Raw genomic sequence first — 18,137 nt, forward strand, 5'->3', positions numbered from 1 at the left:
GGGTCGGGGCGGCGGTGGGGGTGCTGGGGGGCGTGGGCGTGTCGGGCGGGGAGGACGGCCGGGCGGAGTGGGAGGGCGAGGGGCCGGCGGGTCCGTGGCCTCCGCCGGGGCCGCCGGAGCCGCCGCTGCTGCCCGCGCCGGGTTCCGGGCCCGAGGGCTGTACCGGGCCGGGGTTCGCACCCTCCTCGGAGGGCTTCGGCTTCGCGGACTTCGACTTCTTGCCCGGTTTCTCGTCGCCGCCGGCCGGGCGGGCCTCGCCGTTGCGGCCCAGTTGCCGCGCTCCGGCGCCGCGCCCGTCGGCGGTCGGTCCACCAGGGCCGGGGTGCCCGCCCTGGCCGTCGTGCCGCGCGGCGCCGCCGGACGGCTTGGGCTGCGCCGGGTCGCTGACGCTCATGCAGCCGGCCAGGGACGCGGCCAGCGCGGTGACGGTCACGGCGGCGACGGCGACCCGGGACAGCGCCCGGCCCGCCGGCGACGGCGGCACGGACGGCCGCGCGGCCGACGACCGGGAGGCGTACGGCTGCGATACGGGCAGCGGCGAGGCGGGCAGCTGCGACGACGGCACCGGTGGCTCCGGTGGCCGCGCCGCCGCGGGGGCGGCGGGCGGCGGTGTCGGGGACGGTGAGGGGCGGTAGGGGCTCGGGCGCACGGCGGGACCTCCGGATCCGGAGCGCAGGGACGGCGGCACGGACGCCCTGCCCAACTCCCGCCCCCCGCTTGAGGACACGCGCCCCGCGCCGCCGATCACGCCGGGGCGCCGCCGCGGCTCAGCCGTAGCCGAGCGAATGCAGCCGGGCGTCGTCGATGCCGAAGTGGTGCGCGATCTCGTGAACGACCGTCACCTCCGCCTCGGCGACCACGTCCTCACGCGTCGCGCACATCCGGAGGGTGGGGCCCCGGTAGATCGTGATCCGGTCCGGCAGCACGCCCGCGTACCACTCACCGCGGTCGGTCAGCGGCGTCCCCTCGTACAGCCCGAGCAGCTCGGGGTCCCCGGCCGGCGGTTCGTCCTCGACGAAGACCGCCACGTTGTCCATCAGCCGGGTCAGCTCCGGCGGGATCCGGTCCAGGGCCTCGGCGACCAGTTCCTCGAACTCCTCGCGCGTCATTTCCAGCACACCACCATTCTCCGCCACCTTTCCCCGCCTCCGATCGTCGCCGCCCGCCCGCCGTCCCGCACCACCACCCGAGTCGCCGCACCCTGATTGACGGCCGCCCTGCCCGGGCATACGGGGCCAATGGCCCGTGCTGAGCGCTCCCGGACATCGGCCCCCGACCTACCGCGAAACCCCCTGCTCCGGTGGCTGCCCCGCCCGTTCCGCCCACCGTGGCGTCCGGGCCGGGACCGGCCGCCCGGCGTATCCGCGCCGCCCGGAGCCGTCCGCCGCCCCTCCCGCTTCCGCCGTACGGAAGCCACCGTCGACCTCCTCGACCCGCCGCGCCCGTTGGCCCGTTCGCTCGGCCTGATAGCCGTGACCGCCCTCGGTTCCTGGCTGGGGCTGCTCCTCATAGGCACCGTGCACGCCCCGGTCGGCCCGATGGACACCAGCATGGCCCTGCGCCCCTCACTGACCGGCGGGACCCGGATCGACGTCGCGCCGCTCGGCGACCTGGAGCTGAGCAGCCACTACGCGCCACTGCGGCTCGACGTCGACGTCGACCGGCTGGACCCGGTCCGCTCGCAGGCGCTGGTCGCCCACCCCGAACGGTTCGCCGGCCTGCAGGACGAGGTCACCCATGACGTCACCCGCGGCGCCCTCGGCCTGGCGGTGCACTCCTGCCTCGCCGTGGCCGCCGGCGCCACCGCGCTGGGCCTGGTCGTCTACCGCCGCCCGCGCCGCGCCCTGGCCGCCGGCGGCCTGGCGCTCGCCCTGCTCGGCGCCTCCGCCGGCACCGCGTACGCCACCTGGAACCCGGACTCGGTCCTGGAGCCGAAGTTCTCCGGACTGCTGTCCTCGGCCCCGTCCGTGGTCGGCAACGCGCGCAGCATCGTGAGCGAATTCGACGTGTACCAGAAGGAGTTGGCGCGGCTGGTCACCAACGTCACCAAGCTCTACGACGCCACCTCGACGCTGCCGGCGTACCAGCCCGACCCCAGCACCCTCCGCGTCCTGCACGTCTCCGACATCCACCTGAACCCGGCCAGCTGGCGGATCATCGCCTCGCTGGTGAAGCAGTACCGGATCAACGTGATCGTCGACACCGGCGACACCATGGACCACGGCTCGGCCGCCGAGAACCACTTCCTCGACGCGACGTCCACGCTCGGCGCCCCGTACGTGTGGGTGCGCGGCAACCACGACTCACGCACCACGCAGAGGTACCTGTCCGGGCGCCGGCACGTCACCGTCCTCGACAACGGCCGGGTGGTCCGGGTCGCCGGGCTGCGGATCGCGGGCACCGGCGATCCGCAGTTCACCCCGGACCGCTCGGTCGTGGCGGCCGGGGACGCCGCCGAGCGCGCCGCCGGGGACCGGCTCGCCGACGTGCTGCGCACCGAGCGGCTGGCCGGGACGCCGGTCGACCTCGCGCTGGCCCACAACCCGGCCGCCGCGGCGCAGACCGACGGGCTGGTCCCGCTGGCACTGGCCGGCCACATCCACCACCGCGAGAACGCCACGCTGCCCCGGGGCACCCGGCTGATGGTCGAGGGCTCCACGGGTGGCGGCGGACTGCGCGCGGTGCAGAACAAGAAGCCCGCCCCGGTCCAGGCGTCGGTGCTCTATCTGGACCGCAGGACCAAGCGGCTGCAGGCCTGGGACGAGATCACCCTGGGCGGGCTGGGCCTGTCCCGCGCCGAGGTCAGCCGCCACCTCCCGCGGGAGAACCAGCCCGGCGCCACGCCGGTGCCGACCCGCTCCGCTCACCCGTCCGGCCCGCCCTCCGGACCGTCGGCCGGCCGCTCACCGGGGGCTTTTTCGCGGCCGACCAGGACCCCTTCCGGCGGCTCCGGGTAAACCGTTTTGGCGAACGGTCCTCCCATCCCATATGCTTCTCACGTCCCCGACGGCGCCGGTAACGACGCCAAGGAGGCCACCAGCCCTCATCGTCTAGTGGCCCAGGACGCCGCCCTTTCAAGGCGGTAGCACGGGTTCGAATCCCGTTGGGGGCACGCAACACCGTGTGTGAGAATGGTTCAGGCCGCTTTCACACAATGCAAGGTCCTGTGGAGCAGTTTGGAGTGCTCGCCACCCTGTCAAGGTGGAGGCCGCGGGTTCAAATCCCGTCAGGACCGCTGCGGCTGGGTAGCTCAGTTGGTACGAGCGATCGCCTGAAAAGCGATAGGTCGCCGGTTCGACCCCGGCCCCAGCCACACCCTTTGGACGAAGGCCCCGGTTCCCCGAACCGGGGCCTTCGTCGTTCGTCCGGCGGGATGCTCCGCTCAGCCGTCCGCCGCAGGGGCCGTATCGCTCTCGCGGCCGCCGGGGTGGCGGTGGCGCCAGACCCAGAAGACCGTGCAGGAGAGCACCGACCAGGCTGCCAGCACGAGGAACGGGAAGGCGTGCTGGTGGCCGCCGAAGTAGACCGCGGTGTGCTGGGCGTTGACCGAGGCGCCCGGCGGGAGCCAGCGGCCGATGTGGCCGAGGACGGACGGCAGCAGCGGCCAGGAGACCGCGCCGCCGGACGAGGGATTGCCCAGCAGCACCATCAGGCCCCAGGTGGGGATCATGGCCCAGCGCCCGATGAGGGTGTTGAACATGGTGAAGACCATGCCGGAGGTGAACATGGTCAGCGCCAGGATCAGCCAGGACTCGAAGAACGGCAGCCGCAGGGCGCCAAGCCACCAGTCGACCACCGCCGCGATGGCGAACGCGCCGAGCAACGCGTAGGCGACCGTGAAGGCGATCCGCTCGGCCGGATCGAGGGCCCGGGCGTGCACGCTGAGCTGGATCGCGCCGACGAAGCCGATGATCACCGCGGCCAGGGAGACGTAGAAGAGGGCGAGCCCGCGCGGGTCGCCCTTCTGCAGCGGGGTGATGTCCCGGATGCGGACGTCCACGCCGGTCGCCCGGCCGACCGCGGCGCCGGACTCGGCCAGCAGCTGGGCCACCGTGGCGCCCGAGGCACCGGAGACGTCCAGTTCGGCGCCGCGCCCTCGTGCGCGCAGGATCGCGAACTCCCGCTGCTCGTCGACGGCCGCCCGGGCCGCGCCGTTCGAGGGGTACGCGGTCAGCCGGAGGGTGGCGTTCAGGGCCTTCTCCATCCCCTCGACGAACGCCCTCACCTGCGGAGCGGCGGGGGAGCCGACCACCGCGGTGGGAATGTGCCGCGGCGCCGGGTTGGCCATGGCGTACGTGTACGAGCCGGCGAAGAGGCCGGCGGCCGCGGCGAGGATGAGGACCAGCACGGTGGCCGGGAAGAACGGGGACCTCTTGAAGGCGACCCACTTCTCCTCGCGGGTCCGCGGCCTGCCGTGGGCGCCGTGCGGGGGCGGGGTGTCCTGGTGGAGCCCCTCCTGGCGGGGGGCGTCGGGTTCGTCCTGGGGGCCGGGGTCGCCGCGATGACCGGACATGCGGACACGCTAAGCCACCGATGTCCGACATTCCCGTATGGGAGGCCGTCCGCGGGCGGGCGCCCGGCCGGGCCGGCAAATGGTTCGCCAGTCGTTCACCCGAGGTGAGATCCTGGGGGACGTATGTCCAGTCAGCCTGCCTCCGCCCTGCCCGACGGCATCTCCTCCACACCGCCCGGCACCGCTGCTCCCACCCTCCCCGCGCTGAGCGAACGCCTGCCCGAGCTGATGCTGCGCGACGCGCAGCGGCTGGGGCGCCGGCTCGACGGCGCACGCCGGATCCGTAAGCCCGAAGCCCGGGCGGCCGTGCTCGCCGAGATCGCCGACGGCATCGACGAGGCCGAGCTGCGGGTCGCCCAGCGGCGCGCCGCGCTCCCGGAGATCACGTATCCGGAAGAGCTGCCGGTCAGCCAGAAGAAGGACGACATCCTCGCCGCGATCCGCGACCACCAGGTCGTGATCGTGGCCGGTGAGACCGGCTCCGGCAAGACGACCCAGATCCCGAAGATCTGCCTGGAGCTCGGCCGGGGCGTGCGCGGTCTGATCGGGCACACCCAGCCGCGCCGGATCGCGGCCCGTACAGTCGCCGAACGCGTCGCGGAGGAGCTGAAGACCCCGCTGGGCGAGGTGGTCGGCTGGAAGGTCCGCTTCACCGACCAGGTCGGCGCCGACACCCTCGTCAAGCTGATGACGGACGGCATCCTGCTCGCCGAGATCCAGACCGACCGCGAGCTGCGCCAGTACGACACGATCATCATCGACGAGGCGCACGAGCGCAGCCTCAACATCGACTTCATCCTCGGCTATCTGGCGCAGCTGCTCCCCCGCCGCCCCGACCTGAAGGTCGTGATCACCTCCGCGACCATCGACCCGGAGCGGTTCGCGCGGCACTTCGGCTCGTTCGCCACGGTCGGGACGGCGGACGCCGCCGCGGGCGACGGCGACGCGGCTCCCAGCGCGCCGATCGTCGAGGTGTCCGGCCGTACGTATCCGGTGGAGGTGCGCTACCGCCCGCTGCTGGAGGAAGGCGGCCAGGACGCCGACCGCGACCAGATCACCGCGATCTGCGACGCGGTGGACGAGCTGCAGGCCGAAGGGCCGGGCGACATCCTGGTCTTCCTCTCCGGCGAGCGGGAGATCCGCGACACGGCGGACGCGCTCAACAAGAAGCAACTGCCGCACACCGAGGTGCTGCCGCTGTACGCCCGGCTGTCGCACGCCGAGCAGCACCGCGTCTTCCAGCGCCACACCGGCCGCCGGATCGTGCTGGCCACGAACGTCGCCGAGACCTCGCTGACCGTGCCGGGCATCCGGTACGTCATCGACCCGGGCATGGCCCGGATCTCCCGCTACAGCTACCGCACCAAGGTCCAGCGGCTGCCCATCGAGCCGGTCTCGCAGGCCAGCGCCAACCAGCGCAAGGGCCGCTGCGGCCGGACCAGCGACGGCATCTGCATCCGGCTGTACTCCGAGGACGACTTCCTCTCGCGCCCCGAGTTCACCGACGCGGAGATCCTCCGGACGAACCTCGCCTCCGTCATCCTGCAGATGACCGCGGCCGGCCTCGGCGACATCGAGAAGTTCCCGTTCATCGATCCGCCGGACCGCCGCAACATCAAGGACGGCGTGCAGCTCCTCGAAGAGCTCGGCGCGCTCGATCCGAAGCAGAAGGATGCGAAGAAGCGGCTCACACAGACCGGCCGCAAGCTGTCCCAGCTGCCGGTCGACCCGCGGCTGGCACGGATGGTGCTGGAGGCGGACCGCAACGGCTGCGTCCGCGAGGTCATGGTCATCGCGGCCGCGCTGTCCATCCAGGACCCGCGCGAGCGGCCCTCGGACAAGCAGCAGCAGGCCGATCAGCAGCACGCCCGCTTCAAGGACGAGACCAGCGACTTCCTGGCGTTCCTGAATCTCTGGCGCTATGTGCGCGAGCAGCAGAAGGAGCTGTCCTCGTCGGCCTTCCGCCGGATGTGCCGCAACGAGTTCCTGAACTACCTGCGGATACGCGAGTGGCAGGACATCTACTCCCAGCTGCGTACGGTCGCCAAGACGATGGGGATCCATCTGAGCGAGGAGGACGCGGCACCGGACCGCATCCACACCTCCCTCCTCGCCGGTTTGCTTTCGCACATCGGACTGAAGAACGCAGGGCTGGAGGGCGGGAAGGAGGGGGCGGCCAAGAACGAGTACCTCGGCGCCCGGAGCGCCAAGTTCGCGGTCTTCCCCGGCTCCGCGCTCTTCAAGAAGCCCCCGCGCTGGGTGATGTCCGCCGAGCTGGTCGAGACCTCCCGGCTGTGGGCGCGGGTGAACGCGAAGGTCGAGCCGGAGTGGATCGAGCCGCTCGCCCAGCACCTGGTCAAGCGCACGTACAGCGAGCCGCACTGGGAACAGAAGATGGCCGCGGTGATGGCGTACGAGCGGGTCACGCTCTACGGCGTACCGATCGTCGCCCAGCGCAAGGTCAACTACGGCCGGATCGATCCGGAGACCTCGCGCGAGCTGTTCATCCGCAATGCCCTGGTGGAAGGCGATTGGCGCACCCACCACCAGTTCTTCCATGACAACCGCAAACTCCTCGGTGAGGTCGAGGAGTTGGAGCACCGCGCCCGGCGCCGCGACATCCTCGTGGACGACGAGACGCTCTTCGACTTCTACGACCGGCGGATCCCCGACCACGTCGTCTCCGGCGCCCACTTCGACTCCTGGTGGAAGACCAAACGCCGGGACGAGCCGGAGCTGCTGAACTTCGAGCACTCGATGCTCATCAACGAGTCCGCCGAGGCCGTCACGAAGGACGACTACCCGGATTCCTGGCGGCAGGGAAAGCTGAAGTTCAAGGTCACGTACCAGTTCGAGCCGGGCGCGGACGCGGACGGCGTGACCGTCCACATCCCGCTGCAGGTCCTCAACCAGGTCTCCTCCGAGGGCTTCGACTGGCAGATCCCGGGCCTGCGCGAGCAACTGGTGACGGAGCTGATCCGGTCGCTGCCCAAGCCGATCCGGCGCAACTACGTACCGGCACCGAACTTCGCGGCCCGCTTCCTGGACTCGGCGGTCCCGCTGCAGGGCTTGCTGACGGCCTCGCTGGCCGCCGGGCTGCAGCGGATGGTGGGCGTGCCGGTCGATCCGGCGGACTTCGACCCGGCCAAGGTCCCCGACCACCTCAAGATCACCTTCCGGGTGGTCGACGAGCGGCGGCGCAAACTCGCCGAGGCCAAGGACCTGGAGGCGCTGCGGCACAAGCTCAAGCCGAAGACCCAGGCGGCCATCTCCAAGGCCTTCGAGCAGGCCGCCGAGCGTCCCGGCCGGGGCCGCAAGGGCGACGGGGCCGCGGCCGAGGAGGCGACCCCGGCCGGCGTGGAGCAGCGCACCGGCCTGACGTCCTGGACGATCGGCACGCTGCCGCGCACGGTCGAGACCCGGCGGGCGGGCCAGCTGCTGAAGGCGTATCCGGCGCTGGTGGACGAGGGAAGCAGCGTCGCGGTCCGGCTCTTCGACACCGAGGCCGCGCAGCAGTCGGCGATGTGGGCGGGCACCCGCCGCCTCGTCCTGCTCAACATCCCCTCCAATCCCGCCAAGTTCGCCCAGGACAAGCTGAGCAACCAGCAGAAGCTCGCGCTGTCCCGCAATCCGCACGGCTCGATCGCGGCGCTCTTCGACGACTGCGTGACCGCCGCCGCGGACCGTCTGATCGCGGCGCGGGGTGGCCCGGCATGGGACGAGGAGTCCTTCCGCAAGCTGTTCGACGCGGTCCGGGCCGACCTGGTGGACGTCACGCTGCGGACGATCCAGCAGGTGCAAGAGGTGCTGGCCGCCTGGCAGGCGTGTGAGCGCCGGCTGAAGGAGACGTCCTTCCCCTCGCTGCTGCCGTCGCTGACGGACGTCAAGGCGCAGCTGGCGGAGCTCATCAAGCCCGGTTTCGTGACCGCGCACGGCGCCAAGCGGCTGCCGGACCTGATGCGCTATCTGATCGCCGCCGACCGCCGTCTGACGCAGCTGCCGACCAACGCCGAGCGGGACCGCACCCGTATGGCGAAGGTGAAGGAGATGCAGGACGAATACGCCTGGCTGCTGGAGCAGTTCCCGCCGGGCCGTGCGGTGCCGGCCGAGGCCCGCGAGATCCGCTGGATGATCGAGGAGCTCCGGGTCAGCTACTTCGCGCACGCCCTGGGGACCGCGTATCCGGTCTCCGACAAGCGGATCATGAAGGCGGTGGACGCGGCGGTGCCCGCCTGAGGGCGGGCCTCCGGTATCGAGTTCGACCGCACCCCCTGACCTGCTGTACAGTCTTGCTTCGTAGCCCGCCGCAAGCGGAAAGCAAAAACGCAAGGTCCTGTGGAGCAGTTTGGAGTGCTCGCCACCCTGTCAAGGTGGAGGCCGCGGGTTCAAATCCCGTCAGGACCGCTTTCTACGGCCCGTATCCCCCTGAGGATGCGGGCCGTACTGCTGCCCGCAGAGGCCGCGGCCCGTGGCGAAGCCGCCGTCGGACACAGCAAGTCCCGCCAAAACCGCATCCGTTCGGCCCGCGTCCTTCCCGGACGCGGGCCGTCCTGCTTCTGCCTGCGCCGCGCGTCCGCCGGGGGCCGTACGCCGGTCCGGCGCTCGCCCGCCGCTTCCGCCTGCCGCGCGCCGTCGGCTGCGGCCCGTGACTGCTTTGCTGCCCGCTGTATTGACGGGACCTTCCGGCGCCGGTACTCACTTGGGGAGGTTGTGGGGGCCGGGGAGGTATGCAGGATGACGACTGCGGTACGGCACGAAACCAGGGCGCTGCTGCGAGCCCATCTGGCCGCGGCCACGGGCTACCGCCACCGGATGCGGCACTGCCCCATCTGCCATCAGCTGCTGCGGCTCGCCATGGAGCCGCACACGACCCGCTCCGGGCCCGCCGCGACGCCGGCCGCGCCCGCCTCCGCCCCGGCTCCCGCTCCGGCCGCCTGCGAGCCGTCGGCGGCCGAGGACAAAGGTCGCGCGCCGCGGTGACCAAGGACGCCTCCGCCGCGTCTTGTCCGGTGGAAGGGTGGGGACGGGTAGGGACGGGTGGGCAACGGTGCCGAGGGAAAGCGCCCTGAGGGAGGGGCAATTCCCCTACCGCAGCGGGCGGATGGCCACAAGCGGCACGCCGTGTGACGGGAGTCACCGAACAAGTTTTGCCGGGCGAGGAACTTACACCCGCCCTACAACGGGTCAATTTAATATGTGCAATTGCACCACTCTCCGGGCGCATCGCATACCCATTCCCGGAGTCACTCCTGAAGGCCCCCGGAGGGCCCCTGAAGGCGCCGTGGACGCCACCGGAAGCCGGCCTCGGCGACAGGTGGCCCGAGCCTTCTGACCGGCCCTGGAGCGGCCGTACACATGAAAATCGCGCTGGACCCGGCGGAGTCCAGCGCGATCGGTGACGTACCCAGTGGAGCGGGTGTGGGGCCTGTTGGGGTCAGACGCCGCGTCGTATGAAGCTGTGTGAAGCGTGGTGGAGCAGGTCGAGCCTGGTGCGCGAAGTGGGCGTTTTCGGGTTGGGGGCCCCGAAAACGGCCTGGCTACGCGGCTTTTCAGGCCTCGCTGCGCTGCTGCGGAATGCCCGCCAGCAGTGCGCGGACCTCAGCCTCGCGGTAACGCCGATGCCCTCCGAGCGTGCGGATGGACGTGAGCTTGCCTGCCTTGGCCCAGCGGGTGACCGTCTTGGGGTCGACACGGAACATCGTGGCAACCTCGGCAGGGGTCAGCAGCGGCTCGGCGTCAGGGGTGCGAGCGGTCATGAGCGGCCTCCTCGGGAGAACCGAACCATCACGGTTCTTTCCTCTAAATTCTGCACCTTGACCCGCGTTGCCCGAAATGGCGGACGCGGGCCGAGTCGGTTATAGGACGAACGGCTTGTCCTCGGCACTACAACTACACCATCTGTCCAGCCACGTCGGCCAAACCGATGGAATTGCCCTCTCAGGTGTTCAACCTCGGCGGATGCCGATGGACCGTGCCATAGCGGACAGTCACACCGCCGTGACGATCAGTCACAGCGGGCTCAGCCGCCACGAGACCCCTCAAGGACCGCAATACCGATCTATCCGCCCATAGTTGGACGGAAGGAGCCCGGGTCGGGCTCCTTGTCCTATTTTGGCACGAGGAAGAGGCTTGCTAGCAAGACCCGAAGTAAGTGCTTTAGGTCACGCTTGGGGCAATCGCCCGGTTAAGGACCTACGTCCCTTACCGTCCGACCACCGCGAAGCGAGCACCGTACGACAGCACCGTGAACTCGGGAAAGAGTTCGGCCGGTCAGCTCGAGAACTGACGCTCGCGGACCGCGCGCCACCGCTGGGAGAGCTTCTCGTACGCGGCACCGGCCCGCTCGCCGTCCCCCTCGCGCAGCGCCGCCAGTCCCTCCGCCACCTCGGCGGCGGAACGGTCCTCGGCGAGCTGCCCTTCGGGCACCGCGTGCACCAGCCCTCCGTAGTCCAGCTCCACGAGCGAGCGTGGGTGGAATTCCTCGAGCCAGCGCCCCACATCTACCAGGCCGTCGATCAGCGGTCCCTCTTCCAGGGCGTTCCGCAGCGTCCGCAATCCCCGCGCGACCCGCCGTCTGGCCTGCACCATCGGCGTGCGGTAACGCAGCACGGTCCCCTCGTCACCCTCCGCGTACTCCCGCTCGGAGTCGTCGAAGAGGACGAACCAGCGCACCGGGACGTGCCAGGACGCGCCGCGGATCCACGGCCGGGCGTCGGGGTTGCGCTCGCGCCACTGCTCGTAGTCGGTGGCGGCCTGCCGGCGCACCACCGGGGGCAGCGCCGCGTCCAGCACCGCCGCCGGCAGCAGCTCCTCCAGGCCCTCCAGGGCCTGCCAGCCGCGCAGCCGGGTGCGCCAGGGGCAGACGCACACCACCTCGTTCACGACCGCGATGAAGGCGTCCGCGCTCTCGTGGACCGGGACCGGCACCGGCGGGGTCGGCAGCAGGTCGGCCAGCGCCCGGCGCTGCTCGTCCTGGGCGGTGGGGGTGTCCTCCCGCTTGGCATAGCGCGCCCAATGGGAGCGCTCCGGCTCGGGGAACGCTGCCAGCGGCTCGTAGACCCGCAGGTATGCCATGTACGGGACCTTCACCGATGACGCCAGGGCCACGCCCGCTCCTTACGAGGGAAGTCCACCGTCCAAGGACCCACCGCACGGCGTGCCCGACACGCCCGAGGGCCCCCGACCGGCCTGCGATACGACCAGATCGTCCCACGTCCGTCCCCCGGGAGAGGGTGATCCTCGGCACCTGACCGATCAACCGCCGTCGCAGGTCTTACGCTCTTCCCAACCGGCCCTCCCCACCCGTAGGAGGGCGTCCTTCGCGACTTATGGGAGTCACCACCGTGACTGACGTACGTCCGGCCCCCGCCGGCGCCGACGGCGGCGTTCTGCACACCCTGTTCCGATCGGAACAAGGGGGCCATGAGCAGGTCGTTCTCTGCCAGGATCGGGCCAGTGGCCTGAAGGCAGTGATCGCCATCCACAGCACCGCGCTGGGCCCCGCCCTCGGCGGCACCCGCTTCCATGCCTACGCCTCCGAGGAGGAGGCCGTGCTGGACGCACTGAACCTGTCGCGCGGCATGTCCTACAAGAACGCCCTCGCCGGGCTGGACCACGGCGGCGGCAAGGCCGTGATCATCGGCGATCCCGATCTGATCAAGACCGAGGAACTGCTGCTCGCCTACGGCCGGTTCGTGGCCTCGCTCGGGGGCCGCTACGTCACCGCGTGCGACGTCGGCACGTACGTCGCCGACATGGACGTGGTCGCCCGTACGAACAAGTGGACCACCGGCCGCTCCCCCGCGAACGGCGGCGCCGGCGACTCCTCCGTGCTGACCGCCTACGGCGTCTTCCAGGGCATGCGCGCCTCGGCGCAAGCACTGTGGGGCGACCCGACGCTGCGCGGCCGCAAGGTGGGCATCGCCGGTGTGGGCAAGGTCGGGCACCTCCTCGTCGAGCACCTCCTCAAGGACGGTGCCGAGGTCGTGATCACGGACGTCCGGGCCGACGCGGTGGCGCGGGTCCGCGCCGAGCACCCGCAGGTCACCGCGGTCGCCCACACCGAGGAGCTGATCCGCACCGAGGGCCTGGACGTCTACGCGCCGTGCGCGCTGGGCGGGGCGCTCAGCGACGACTCGGTGCCGGTGCTCACCGCGAAGGTGGTGTGCGGTGCGGCCAACAACCAGCTCGCGCACCCCGGCGTCGAGAAGGACCTCTCCGACCGCGGCATCCTCTACGCCCCCGACTACGTCGTGAACGCCGGCGGCGTCATCCAGGTGGCCGACGAACTGCACGGCTTCGACTTCGACCGCTGCAAGACCAAGGCGGCGAAGATCTTCGACACCACGCTGGCAATATTCGCTCGTGCGAAGGCCGATGGGATCCCGCCGGCGGCGGCCGCCGACCGGATCGCGGAGCAGCGGATGGCGGAGGCACGGAGGAGCTGACCGAAGGTTCCGGCCAGGGCGGCCGGAAACACCACCTTGCGCGGCCCGCCACGGCCGGTCGGGGAGACATCCCTCACCACCCGTCGGCGGGTCGCCGTACGGGACAGGTTAAAATCGCAGTTGACCAGCGGGGACGGGGCACCCTGAGGGTCGTGCCGAGCGGCGGGTGATGCGGGCGACGTACCGTATGGCCGCGGAAGCAGGTACCGTTAAAGCTCTACGGGCCGGTCTCTCTCTTGAGAGCCCGCTCTGATCCATGAACGCGTGTCAAGACTCTGGGGCCATCGAGCCCCGTCACTGAGGGGGTCGACCCATGGGGCGCGGCCGGGCCAAGGCCAAGCAGACAAAGGTCGCCCGCCAGCTGAAGTACAACAGCGGTGGGACGGATCTCTCAGCACTGGCCAGCGAGCTGGGTGCAAGTACGGCGCCGACGGCGCCGACGAGCCAGCAGCCTCCGAACGCGGAGCCGTTCGAGGATGACGAAGACGACCCGTACGCACGGTACGCCGAGCTGTACAACGACGACGATGACGAGGACGACGGCGACTCGTCCCAGCAGCGTCGTCGCGCTTGACGTTCTGCGCGCTCGCGGCACCCGCTAACAGCATCACGGACCCGGTCCTGGGCATCGCCCGGGCCGGGTTTTGTGCTGCCCGGAACGTCGGCGTCCGGGCGCCGTCCCGCCGGGAACCGGCCGTGCCGGTCCGCCGGAGGTGCGCCACAGCGGCGGCCGCACCGGTGGGTGCCGGTGCGGCGGCCGGTCCGCTCAGGCGGCGTAGTCACCGGTCAGGGTCACCGCGTCGGCGTGGTCGCCGCGCTCGACGATCTCACCGCTGACCCAGGCGTCCACTCCGCGGTCGGCGAGCGTGGTCAGCGCCACGTCCACCGACTCCTGCGGGACGACGGCGATCATGCCGACGCCCATGTTCAGGGTCTTCTCCAGCTCCAGGCGCTCGACCGAGCCGGCCGTGCCGACCAGGTCGAAGACCGGGCCCGGCGTCCAGGTCGAGCGGTCGACGGTGGCGTGCAGCCCGTCCGGGACGACCCGGGCGAGGTTGTTGGCCAGTCCGCCGCCGGTGATGTGCGAGAAGGCGTGGACCTCGGTCGTCCGGGTCAGCGCCAGGCAGTCCAGCGAGTAGATCTTCGTGGGCTCCAGCAGCTCCTCGCCCAGGGTCCGGCCGAACTCGGCGACCTCCTGGTCGAGGGTCATCCCGGCCCGATCGAAGAGGACGTGCCGGACCAGGGAGTACCCGTTCGAGTGAAGTCCGGACGAGGCCATCGCGATCACCGCGTCGCCCGTACGGATACGCTCCGCGCCCAGCAGCCGGTCCGCCTCGACGACGCCCGTACCGGCGCCGGCCACGTCGAACTCGTCCGCGCCCAGCAGGCCCGGGTGCTCCGCGGTCTCGCCGCCGACCAGCGCACAGCCGGCCAGCACGCAGCCCTCGGCGATGCCCTTGACGATCGCCGCGACCCGCTCCGGGTAGACCTTGCCGACGCAGATGTAGTCGGTCATGAACAGCGGCTCGGCACCGCACACGACGAGGTCGTCGACGACCATGCCGACGAGGTCGTGGCCGATGGTGTCGTAGACGCCCATCTTGCGGGCGATGTCGACCTTGGTGCCGACGCCGTCGGTGGCCGAGGCCAGCAGCGGGCGTTCGTAGCGCTTGAGGGCGGAGGCGTCGAAGAGGCCGGCGAAGCCCCCGAGCCCACCGACGACCTCGGGGCGGGTGGCCTTCTTCACCCACTCCTTCATCAGGTCCACGGCGCGGTCGCCGGCTTCGATGTCGACGCCCGCGCTCGCGTAGCTGGCGCCGGAAGGTTCAGCGGACATGGCTGAGAACTTTCGTGTCGTGTGTGTACGAGCTCTACGGGCGACGCAGTGCGTCGGCCCCGCCGACCCCGGCGGTGAGCGTCTGGACGCCGTCCACGTCGGACTTCGTCGGTGCCGCGGCCTCCGACTCCAGGAGGTGCTTGCCCAGCAGCTCCGGGTCGGGCAGCTCCATCGGGTACTCGCCGTCGAAGCAGGCGCGGCACAGGTTCGGCTTGGCGATCGTGGTCGCCTCGATCATGCCGTCGATGGAGATGTACGCGAGCGAATCGGCGCCCAGCGACTTGCCGATCTCGTCCACGCTCAGCCCGTTGGCGATCAGCTCGGCGCGGGTGGCGAAGTCGATGCCGAAGAAGCACGGCCACTTGATGGGCGGCGAGGAGATCCGGATGTGGACCTCGGCCGCACCGGCCTCGCGCAGCATCCGCACCAGTGCCCGCTGGGTGTTGCCGCGGACGATCGAGTCGTCGACGACGACCAGCCGCTTGCCGCGGATGACTTCCTTGAGCGGGTTGAGCTTGAGGCGGATGCCGAGCTGGCGGATGGTCTGCGAGGGCTGGATGAAGGTCCGGCCGACGTAGGAGTTCTTGACCAGGCCGGACCCGTAGGGGATGCCGCTGGCCTCGGCGTAGCCGACCGCGGCGGGGGTGCCGGACTCGGGCGTCGCTATCACCAGGTCCGCGTCGGCGGGCGCCTCGGCGGCCAGCTTGCGGCCCATCTCCACACGGGAGAGGTACACGTTGCGGCCGGCGATGTCGGTGTCCGGACGGGCGAGGTAGACGTACTCGAAGACACAGCCCTTGGGGCGGGCCTCGGCGAAGCGGCTGCTGCGCAGGCCGTCCTCGTCGATGGCGACCAGCTCGCCGGGCTCGATCTCCCGGATGAAGCTGGCACCGCAGATGTCGAGGGCGGCGGTCTCGGAGGCGACCACCCAGCCGCGCTCCAGCCGGCCGAGGACCAGCGGGCGGATGCCCTGCGGGTCGCGGGCGGCGTAGAGCGTGTGCTCGTCCATGAAGCAGAGCGAGAAGGCGCCCTTGACCTTCGGCAGGACGCGCGGGGCGGCCTCCTCGACGGTCAGCGGCTTGCCGTCCTCGTCGACCTGGCCGGCGAGCAGCGCGGTCACCAGGTCGGTGTCGTTGGTCGCCGCGACCTGGGTGGCCCGGCCGCCCTCGCGGGGCAGCGCGGCGACCATCTCGGCCAGCTGGGCCGTGTTGACCAGGTTGCCGTTGTGGCCGAGCGCGATGGAACCGTGCGCGGTGGCGCGGAACGTCGGCTGGGCGTTCTCCCACACCGAGGCACCGGTGGTGGAGTAGCGGGCATGGCCCACGGCGATGTGGCCCTGGAGGGAGCCGAGGGAAGTCTCGTCGAAGACCTGGGAAACCAGGCCCATGTCCTTGAAGACGAGGATCTGGGAGCCGTTGCTCACTGCGATGCCCGCGGACTCCTGTCCACGGTGCTGCAGCGCATACAGCCCGAAATAGGTGAGTTTGGCGACCTCTTCACCCGGAGCCCAGACACCGAAGACGCCGCATGCGTCCTGGGGGCCCTTCTCGCCGGGGAGCAGGTCGTGGTTGAGTCGTCCGTCACCACGTGGCACGCCCCTGAGTCTAGGGCAGGTCGCGGATTCATCCGAACCGGGGATGGCCGCGCACCTGGATGAGTGCATGAATGGGACGTGAAGCGCGCTTGACGTGGTCACGGCCACCCGGACAGGATTTCTGCCCCTGCGGACCCCGCAACCCTTGGCGCACCTGGTCTGTTGCCGGGCGCCCCGCTCCGCGCAGCGCCTGGTGCGCCACCGCCACGTCGACCCCGGCCGGGCCGCGAGCGCGATCTGCCGCTGAGCATCAGCAGCGTAGCTGCGGGTGACGACGGTTCCGGCTGTTTTCCCGGGCCACCCCTCTGAGCTGGTCTTTCGCCGGGCCCTCGCCCTTCCCCGCCGCCACCCGGAATGCCGCTTTCGCGCTGTACGCACTGAATGCCGTACGAGCACCCCGGCGTGTCGGTGTGAGATACGCGACGCCTCTCCGCCCACCGCCGCCCCCAGGGCCGCGCGCCCGTCCGCGCCTCCGGGCTGGGCGAGCTGCGGGCGGCCTGGGGAGCGGTGGACGCCACGCTGCTGCCCGCCTCGTGTCCGAAGGACCGACCGGCCACCCTGTGCGTCCGCCGGCCGTCCTCAGGCCCCGCTGGGCAGCTCCTCAGGCTCCTGGCCCGCCGCTCGTCAGCCCATCACCGGCAGGTGGCCGCCGAGGCCGGCCCGCTCACCGCTGGCGCTGACCGTCGCGGCGGCCAGCTCCGCGTCCCAGGTCGTCCGGCCGGTGGCCAGGCGTATCCAGGTCAGCGGGTCGGTCTCGACGACGTTCGGCGGGGTGCCGCGGGTGTGCCGGGGGCCCTCGACGCACTGCACCACGGCGAACGGCGGCACCCGCACCTCGACCGATCCGCCGGGCGCCTTGACGGCCAGCGCATCGGCCAGCAGCCGGGTCGTGGTGGCCAGCGCCTGGCGGTCGTACGGGATCTCCGCGCCGGTCGCCGCGGCCAGGTCGTCGGTGTGCACGACGAGCTCGACGCAGCGGGTGACCAGGTAGTCGGCCAGCCGCATCGCGCCGGGGCGAGCGGCTACCAGGCGCTCCGCGCCCTCCGGTGGCAGGAGGCGCTCGAACTCCTCCGCGGTGCGCGCCAGCAGCTCCATGGGGGCGTTGCCGGACGCCAGCGCGCGGGTGTCCGCGTCGATCCCAGGAGCGAGCGGCGCGGTGGCGAACGGCCAGTCCAGCAGGGCGGTCGTCACCTGCGGCGGGGCGGGCAGCGCGAGCGCACGCGGCACGCTGCCGACCGCCATCGCCAGATGCGCCACGAGCTCCCGCACCGTCCAGTCGCCCAGCCGGGTCGGCAGCGCGAACTGATCGTCCGTCAGCTCACTCACGGCCGCGCGGAGATGCGCGAACTGCGCGCGGACGGCGGCGCGGGTCTTCTTCTCGTCGTACTGGCGGGAGCGCGACTTCCGGGCGGCAGGAGACATGCGATCAGCGTAAGCGGCAGCACTGACAACCGCCCCGGGTCACAGGCCCGCGCCCGCCTCGCACGCGGAACGGCCCGCCAGGCGTACTGGCGGGCCGTTCCGAGGCGGAGCAGGTCAGGCAATCAGCCCCGGGATGGTGCCCTCGTGGGCGGTGCGCAGTTCGCTGAGCGGGATGCTGAACTCGCCCTGGACGTTGATTGCTTCGCCGTCGATGACTCCGATGCGGGTGGCCGGCAGGCCCCGGACGGTGCACATGTCGGTGAAGCGGACTTCCTCGCTGCGCGGTACGGCGACGACGGCACGGCCCGCCGACTCGGAGAAGAG

The 18,137-nt window shown here is 71.3% G+C and carries 14 protein-coding genes and 4 tRNA genes; 9 read left to right on the forward strand and 9 right to left on the reverse strand.

Translation table 11 applies throughout. The features are described from left to right. Both IG62_RS46835 and IG62_RS0138980 read right to left on the reverse strand, forming a co-directional pair. Positions 1-565: hypothetical protein (locus IG62_RS46835; protein WP_051799188.1), on the reverse strand; the 565-nt coding region annotated here is incomplete at its 3' end. Between the two features lie 202 nt (positions 566-767). Beyond that, on the reverse strand, positions 768-1,118 hold the full coding sequence (locus tag IG62_RS0138980) for a metallopeptidase family protein (RefSeq protein ID WP_030815331.1): 351 nt from the start codon (positions 1,116-1,118) through the stop codon (positions 768-770). 120 nt (positions 1,119-1,238) lie between these two features. Here IG62_RS0138980 and IG62_RS0138985 point away from each other — a divergent pair, with 120 nt between their 5' ends. The 4 genes from IG62_RS0138985 to IG62_RS0139000 all read left to right on the forward strand — a co-directional run bounded on the left by IG62_RS0138985 (position 1,239) and on the right by IG62_RS0139000 (position 3,313). Next, entirely contained in the window at positions 1,239-2,957 is a 1,719-nt protein-coding gene (locus IG62_RS0138985) for a metallophosphoesterase family protein (RefSeq protein WP_030815333.1), read from the forward strand. 82 nt (positions 2,958-3,039) lie between these two features. Continuing rightward, positions 3,040-3,112 (forward strand) — tRNA-Glu (locus tag IG62_RS0138990). 48 nt (positions 3,113-3,160) lie between these two features. Then, a tRNA-Asp gene (locus IG62_RS0138995) sits at positions 3,161-3,235 on the forward strand. A gap of 4 nt (positions 3,236-3,239) precedes the next feature. Next, a tRNA-Phe gene (locus IG62_RS0139000) sits at positions 3,240-3,313 on the forward strand. A 69-nt stretch (positions 3,314-3,382) separates the two neighbouring features. Here IG62_RS0139000 and IG62_RS0139005 read toward each other — a convergent pair. Beyond that, on the reverse strand, positions 3,383-4,513 hold the full coding sequence (locus IG62_RS0139005) for an ABC transporter permease (RefSeq protein WP_234326921.1): 1,131 nt from the start codon (positions 4,511-4,513) through the stop codon (positions 3,383-3,385). Positions 4,514-4,636: 123 nt separating this feature from the next. Between IG62_RS0139005 and hrpA the strand changes: the two genes are divergently transcribed. The 3 genes from hrpA (at position 4,637) to IG62_RS0139020 (ending at position 9,493) form a co-directional block, all read left to right on the forward strand. Beyond that, positions 4,637-8,749 (forward strand): ATP-dependent RNA helicase HrpA, encoded by a 4,113-nt coding sequence (hrpA, locus tag IG62_RS0139010; protein WP_051799190.1) that lies wholly within the window; start codon positions 4,637-4,639, stop codon positions 8,747-8,749. Between the two features lie 93 nt (positions 8,750-8,842). After that, a tRNA-Asp gene (locus IG62_RS0139015) sits at positions 8,843-8,917 on the forward strand. Positions 8,918-9,247: 330 nt separating this feature from the next. Further along, positions 9,248-9,493, forward strand: coding sequence for a DUF6274 family protein (locus tag IG62_RS0139020; RefSeq protein ID WP_030815342.1), 246 nt, complete (start codon positions 9,248-9,250; stop codon positions 9,491-9,493). Between the two features lie 569 nt (positions 9,494-10,062). On the opposite strand, the gene bldC is transcribed toward IG62_RS0139020, so the two are convergent. Together bldC and IG62_RS0139030 are read right to left on the reverse strand one after the other, a co-directional pair. After that, positions 10,063-10,269 carry a developmental transcriptional regulator BldC gene (bldC, locus tag IG62_RS0139025; protein WP_003949541.1) on the reverse strand — a complete coding sequence of 69 codons (207 nt, stop codon included), beginning with the start codon at positions 10,267-10,269 and terminating at the stop codon, positions 10,063-10,065. A gap of 514 nt (positions 10,270-10,783) precedes the next feature. Continuing rightward, positions 10,784-11,620, reverse strand: coding sequence for a hypothetical protein (locus IG62_RS0139030; protein ID WP_030815345.1), 837 nt, complete (start codon positions 11,618-11,620; stop codon positions 10,784-10,786). Between the two features lie 221 nt (positions 11,621-11,841). On the opposite strand from IG62_RS0139030, the gene IG62_RS0139035 reads away from it, so the two are divergent. Beyond that, positions 11,842-12,960 carry a Leu/Phe/Val dehydrogenase gene (locus tag IG62_RS0139035; protein WP_030815348.1) on the forward strand — a complete coding sequence of 373 codons (1,119 nt, stop codon included), beginning with the start codon at positions 11,842-11,844 and terminating at the stop codon, positions 12,958-12,960. 313 nt (positions 12,961-13,273) lie between these two features. Further along, on the forward strand, positions 13,274-13,534 hold the full coding sequence (locus IG62_RS0139040; protein WP_030815351.1) for a DUF3073 domain-containing protein: 261 nt from the start codon (positions 13,274-13,276) through the stop codon (positions 13,532-13,534). 192 nt (positions 13,535-13,726) lie between these two features. Here the strand turns inward: IG62_RS0139040 and purM are convergent, their stop codons facing one another. The 4 genes from purM to IG62_RS0139060 form a co-directional block, all read right to left on the reverse strand. Next, positions 13,727-14,797 (reverse strand): phosphoribosylformylglycinamidine cyclo-ligase, encoded by a 1,071-nt coding sequence (purM, locus tag IG62_RS0139045; RefSeq protein ID WP_030815355.1) that lies wholly within the window; start codon positions 14,795-14,797, stop codon positions 13,727-13,729. A 34-nt stretch (positions 14,798-14,831) separates the two neighbouring features. After that, positions 14,832-16,391, reverse strand: coding sequence for an amidophosphoribosyltransferase (purF, locus tag IG62_RS0139050; RefSeq protein WP_030815358.1), 1,560 nt, complete (start codon positions 16,389-16,391; stop codon positions 14,832-14,834). Positions 16,392-17,015: 624 nt separating this feature from the next. Beyond that, positions 17,016-17,813 (reverse strand): maleylpyruvate isomerase family mycothiol-dependent enzyme, encoded by a 798-nt coding sequence (locus tag IG62_RS0139055; protein ID WP_030815361.1) that lies wholly within the window; start codon positions 17,811-17,813, stop codon positions 17,016-17,018. Positions 17,814-17,927: 114 nt separating this feature from the next. After that, on the reverse strand, positions 17,928-18,137 hold a 210-nt coding region (locus tag IG62_RS0139060), incomplete at its 5' end, for an AIR synthase-related protein (protein WP_030815364.1).

It is taken from the genome of Streptomyces sp. NRRL S-337 (genome assembly GCF_000720175.1).
In the GTDB taxonomy this organism is placed as follows: Bacteria; Actinomycetota; Actinomycetes; order Streptomycetales; family Streptomycetaceae; genus Streptomyces; species Streptomyces siderophoricus.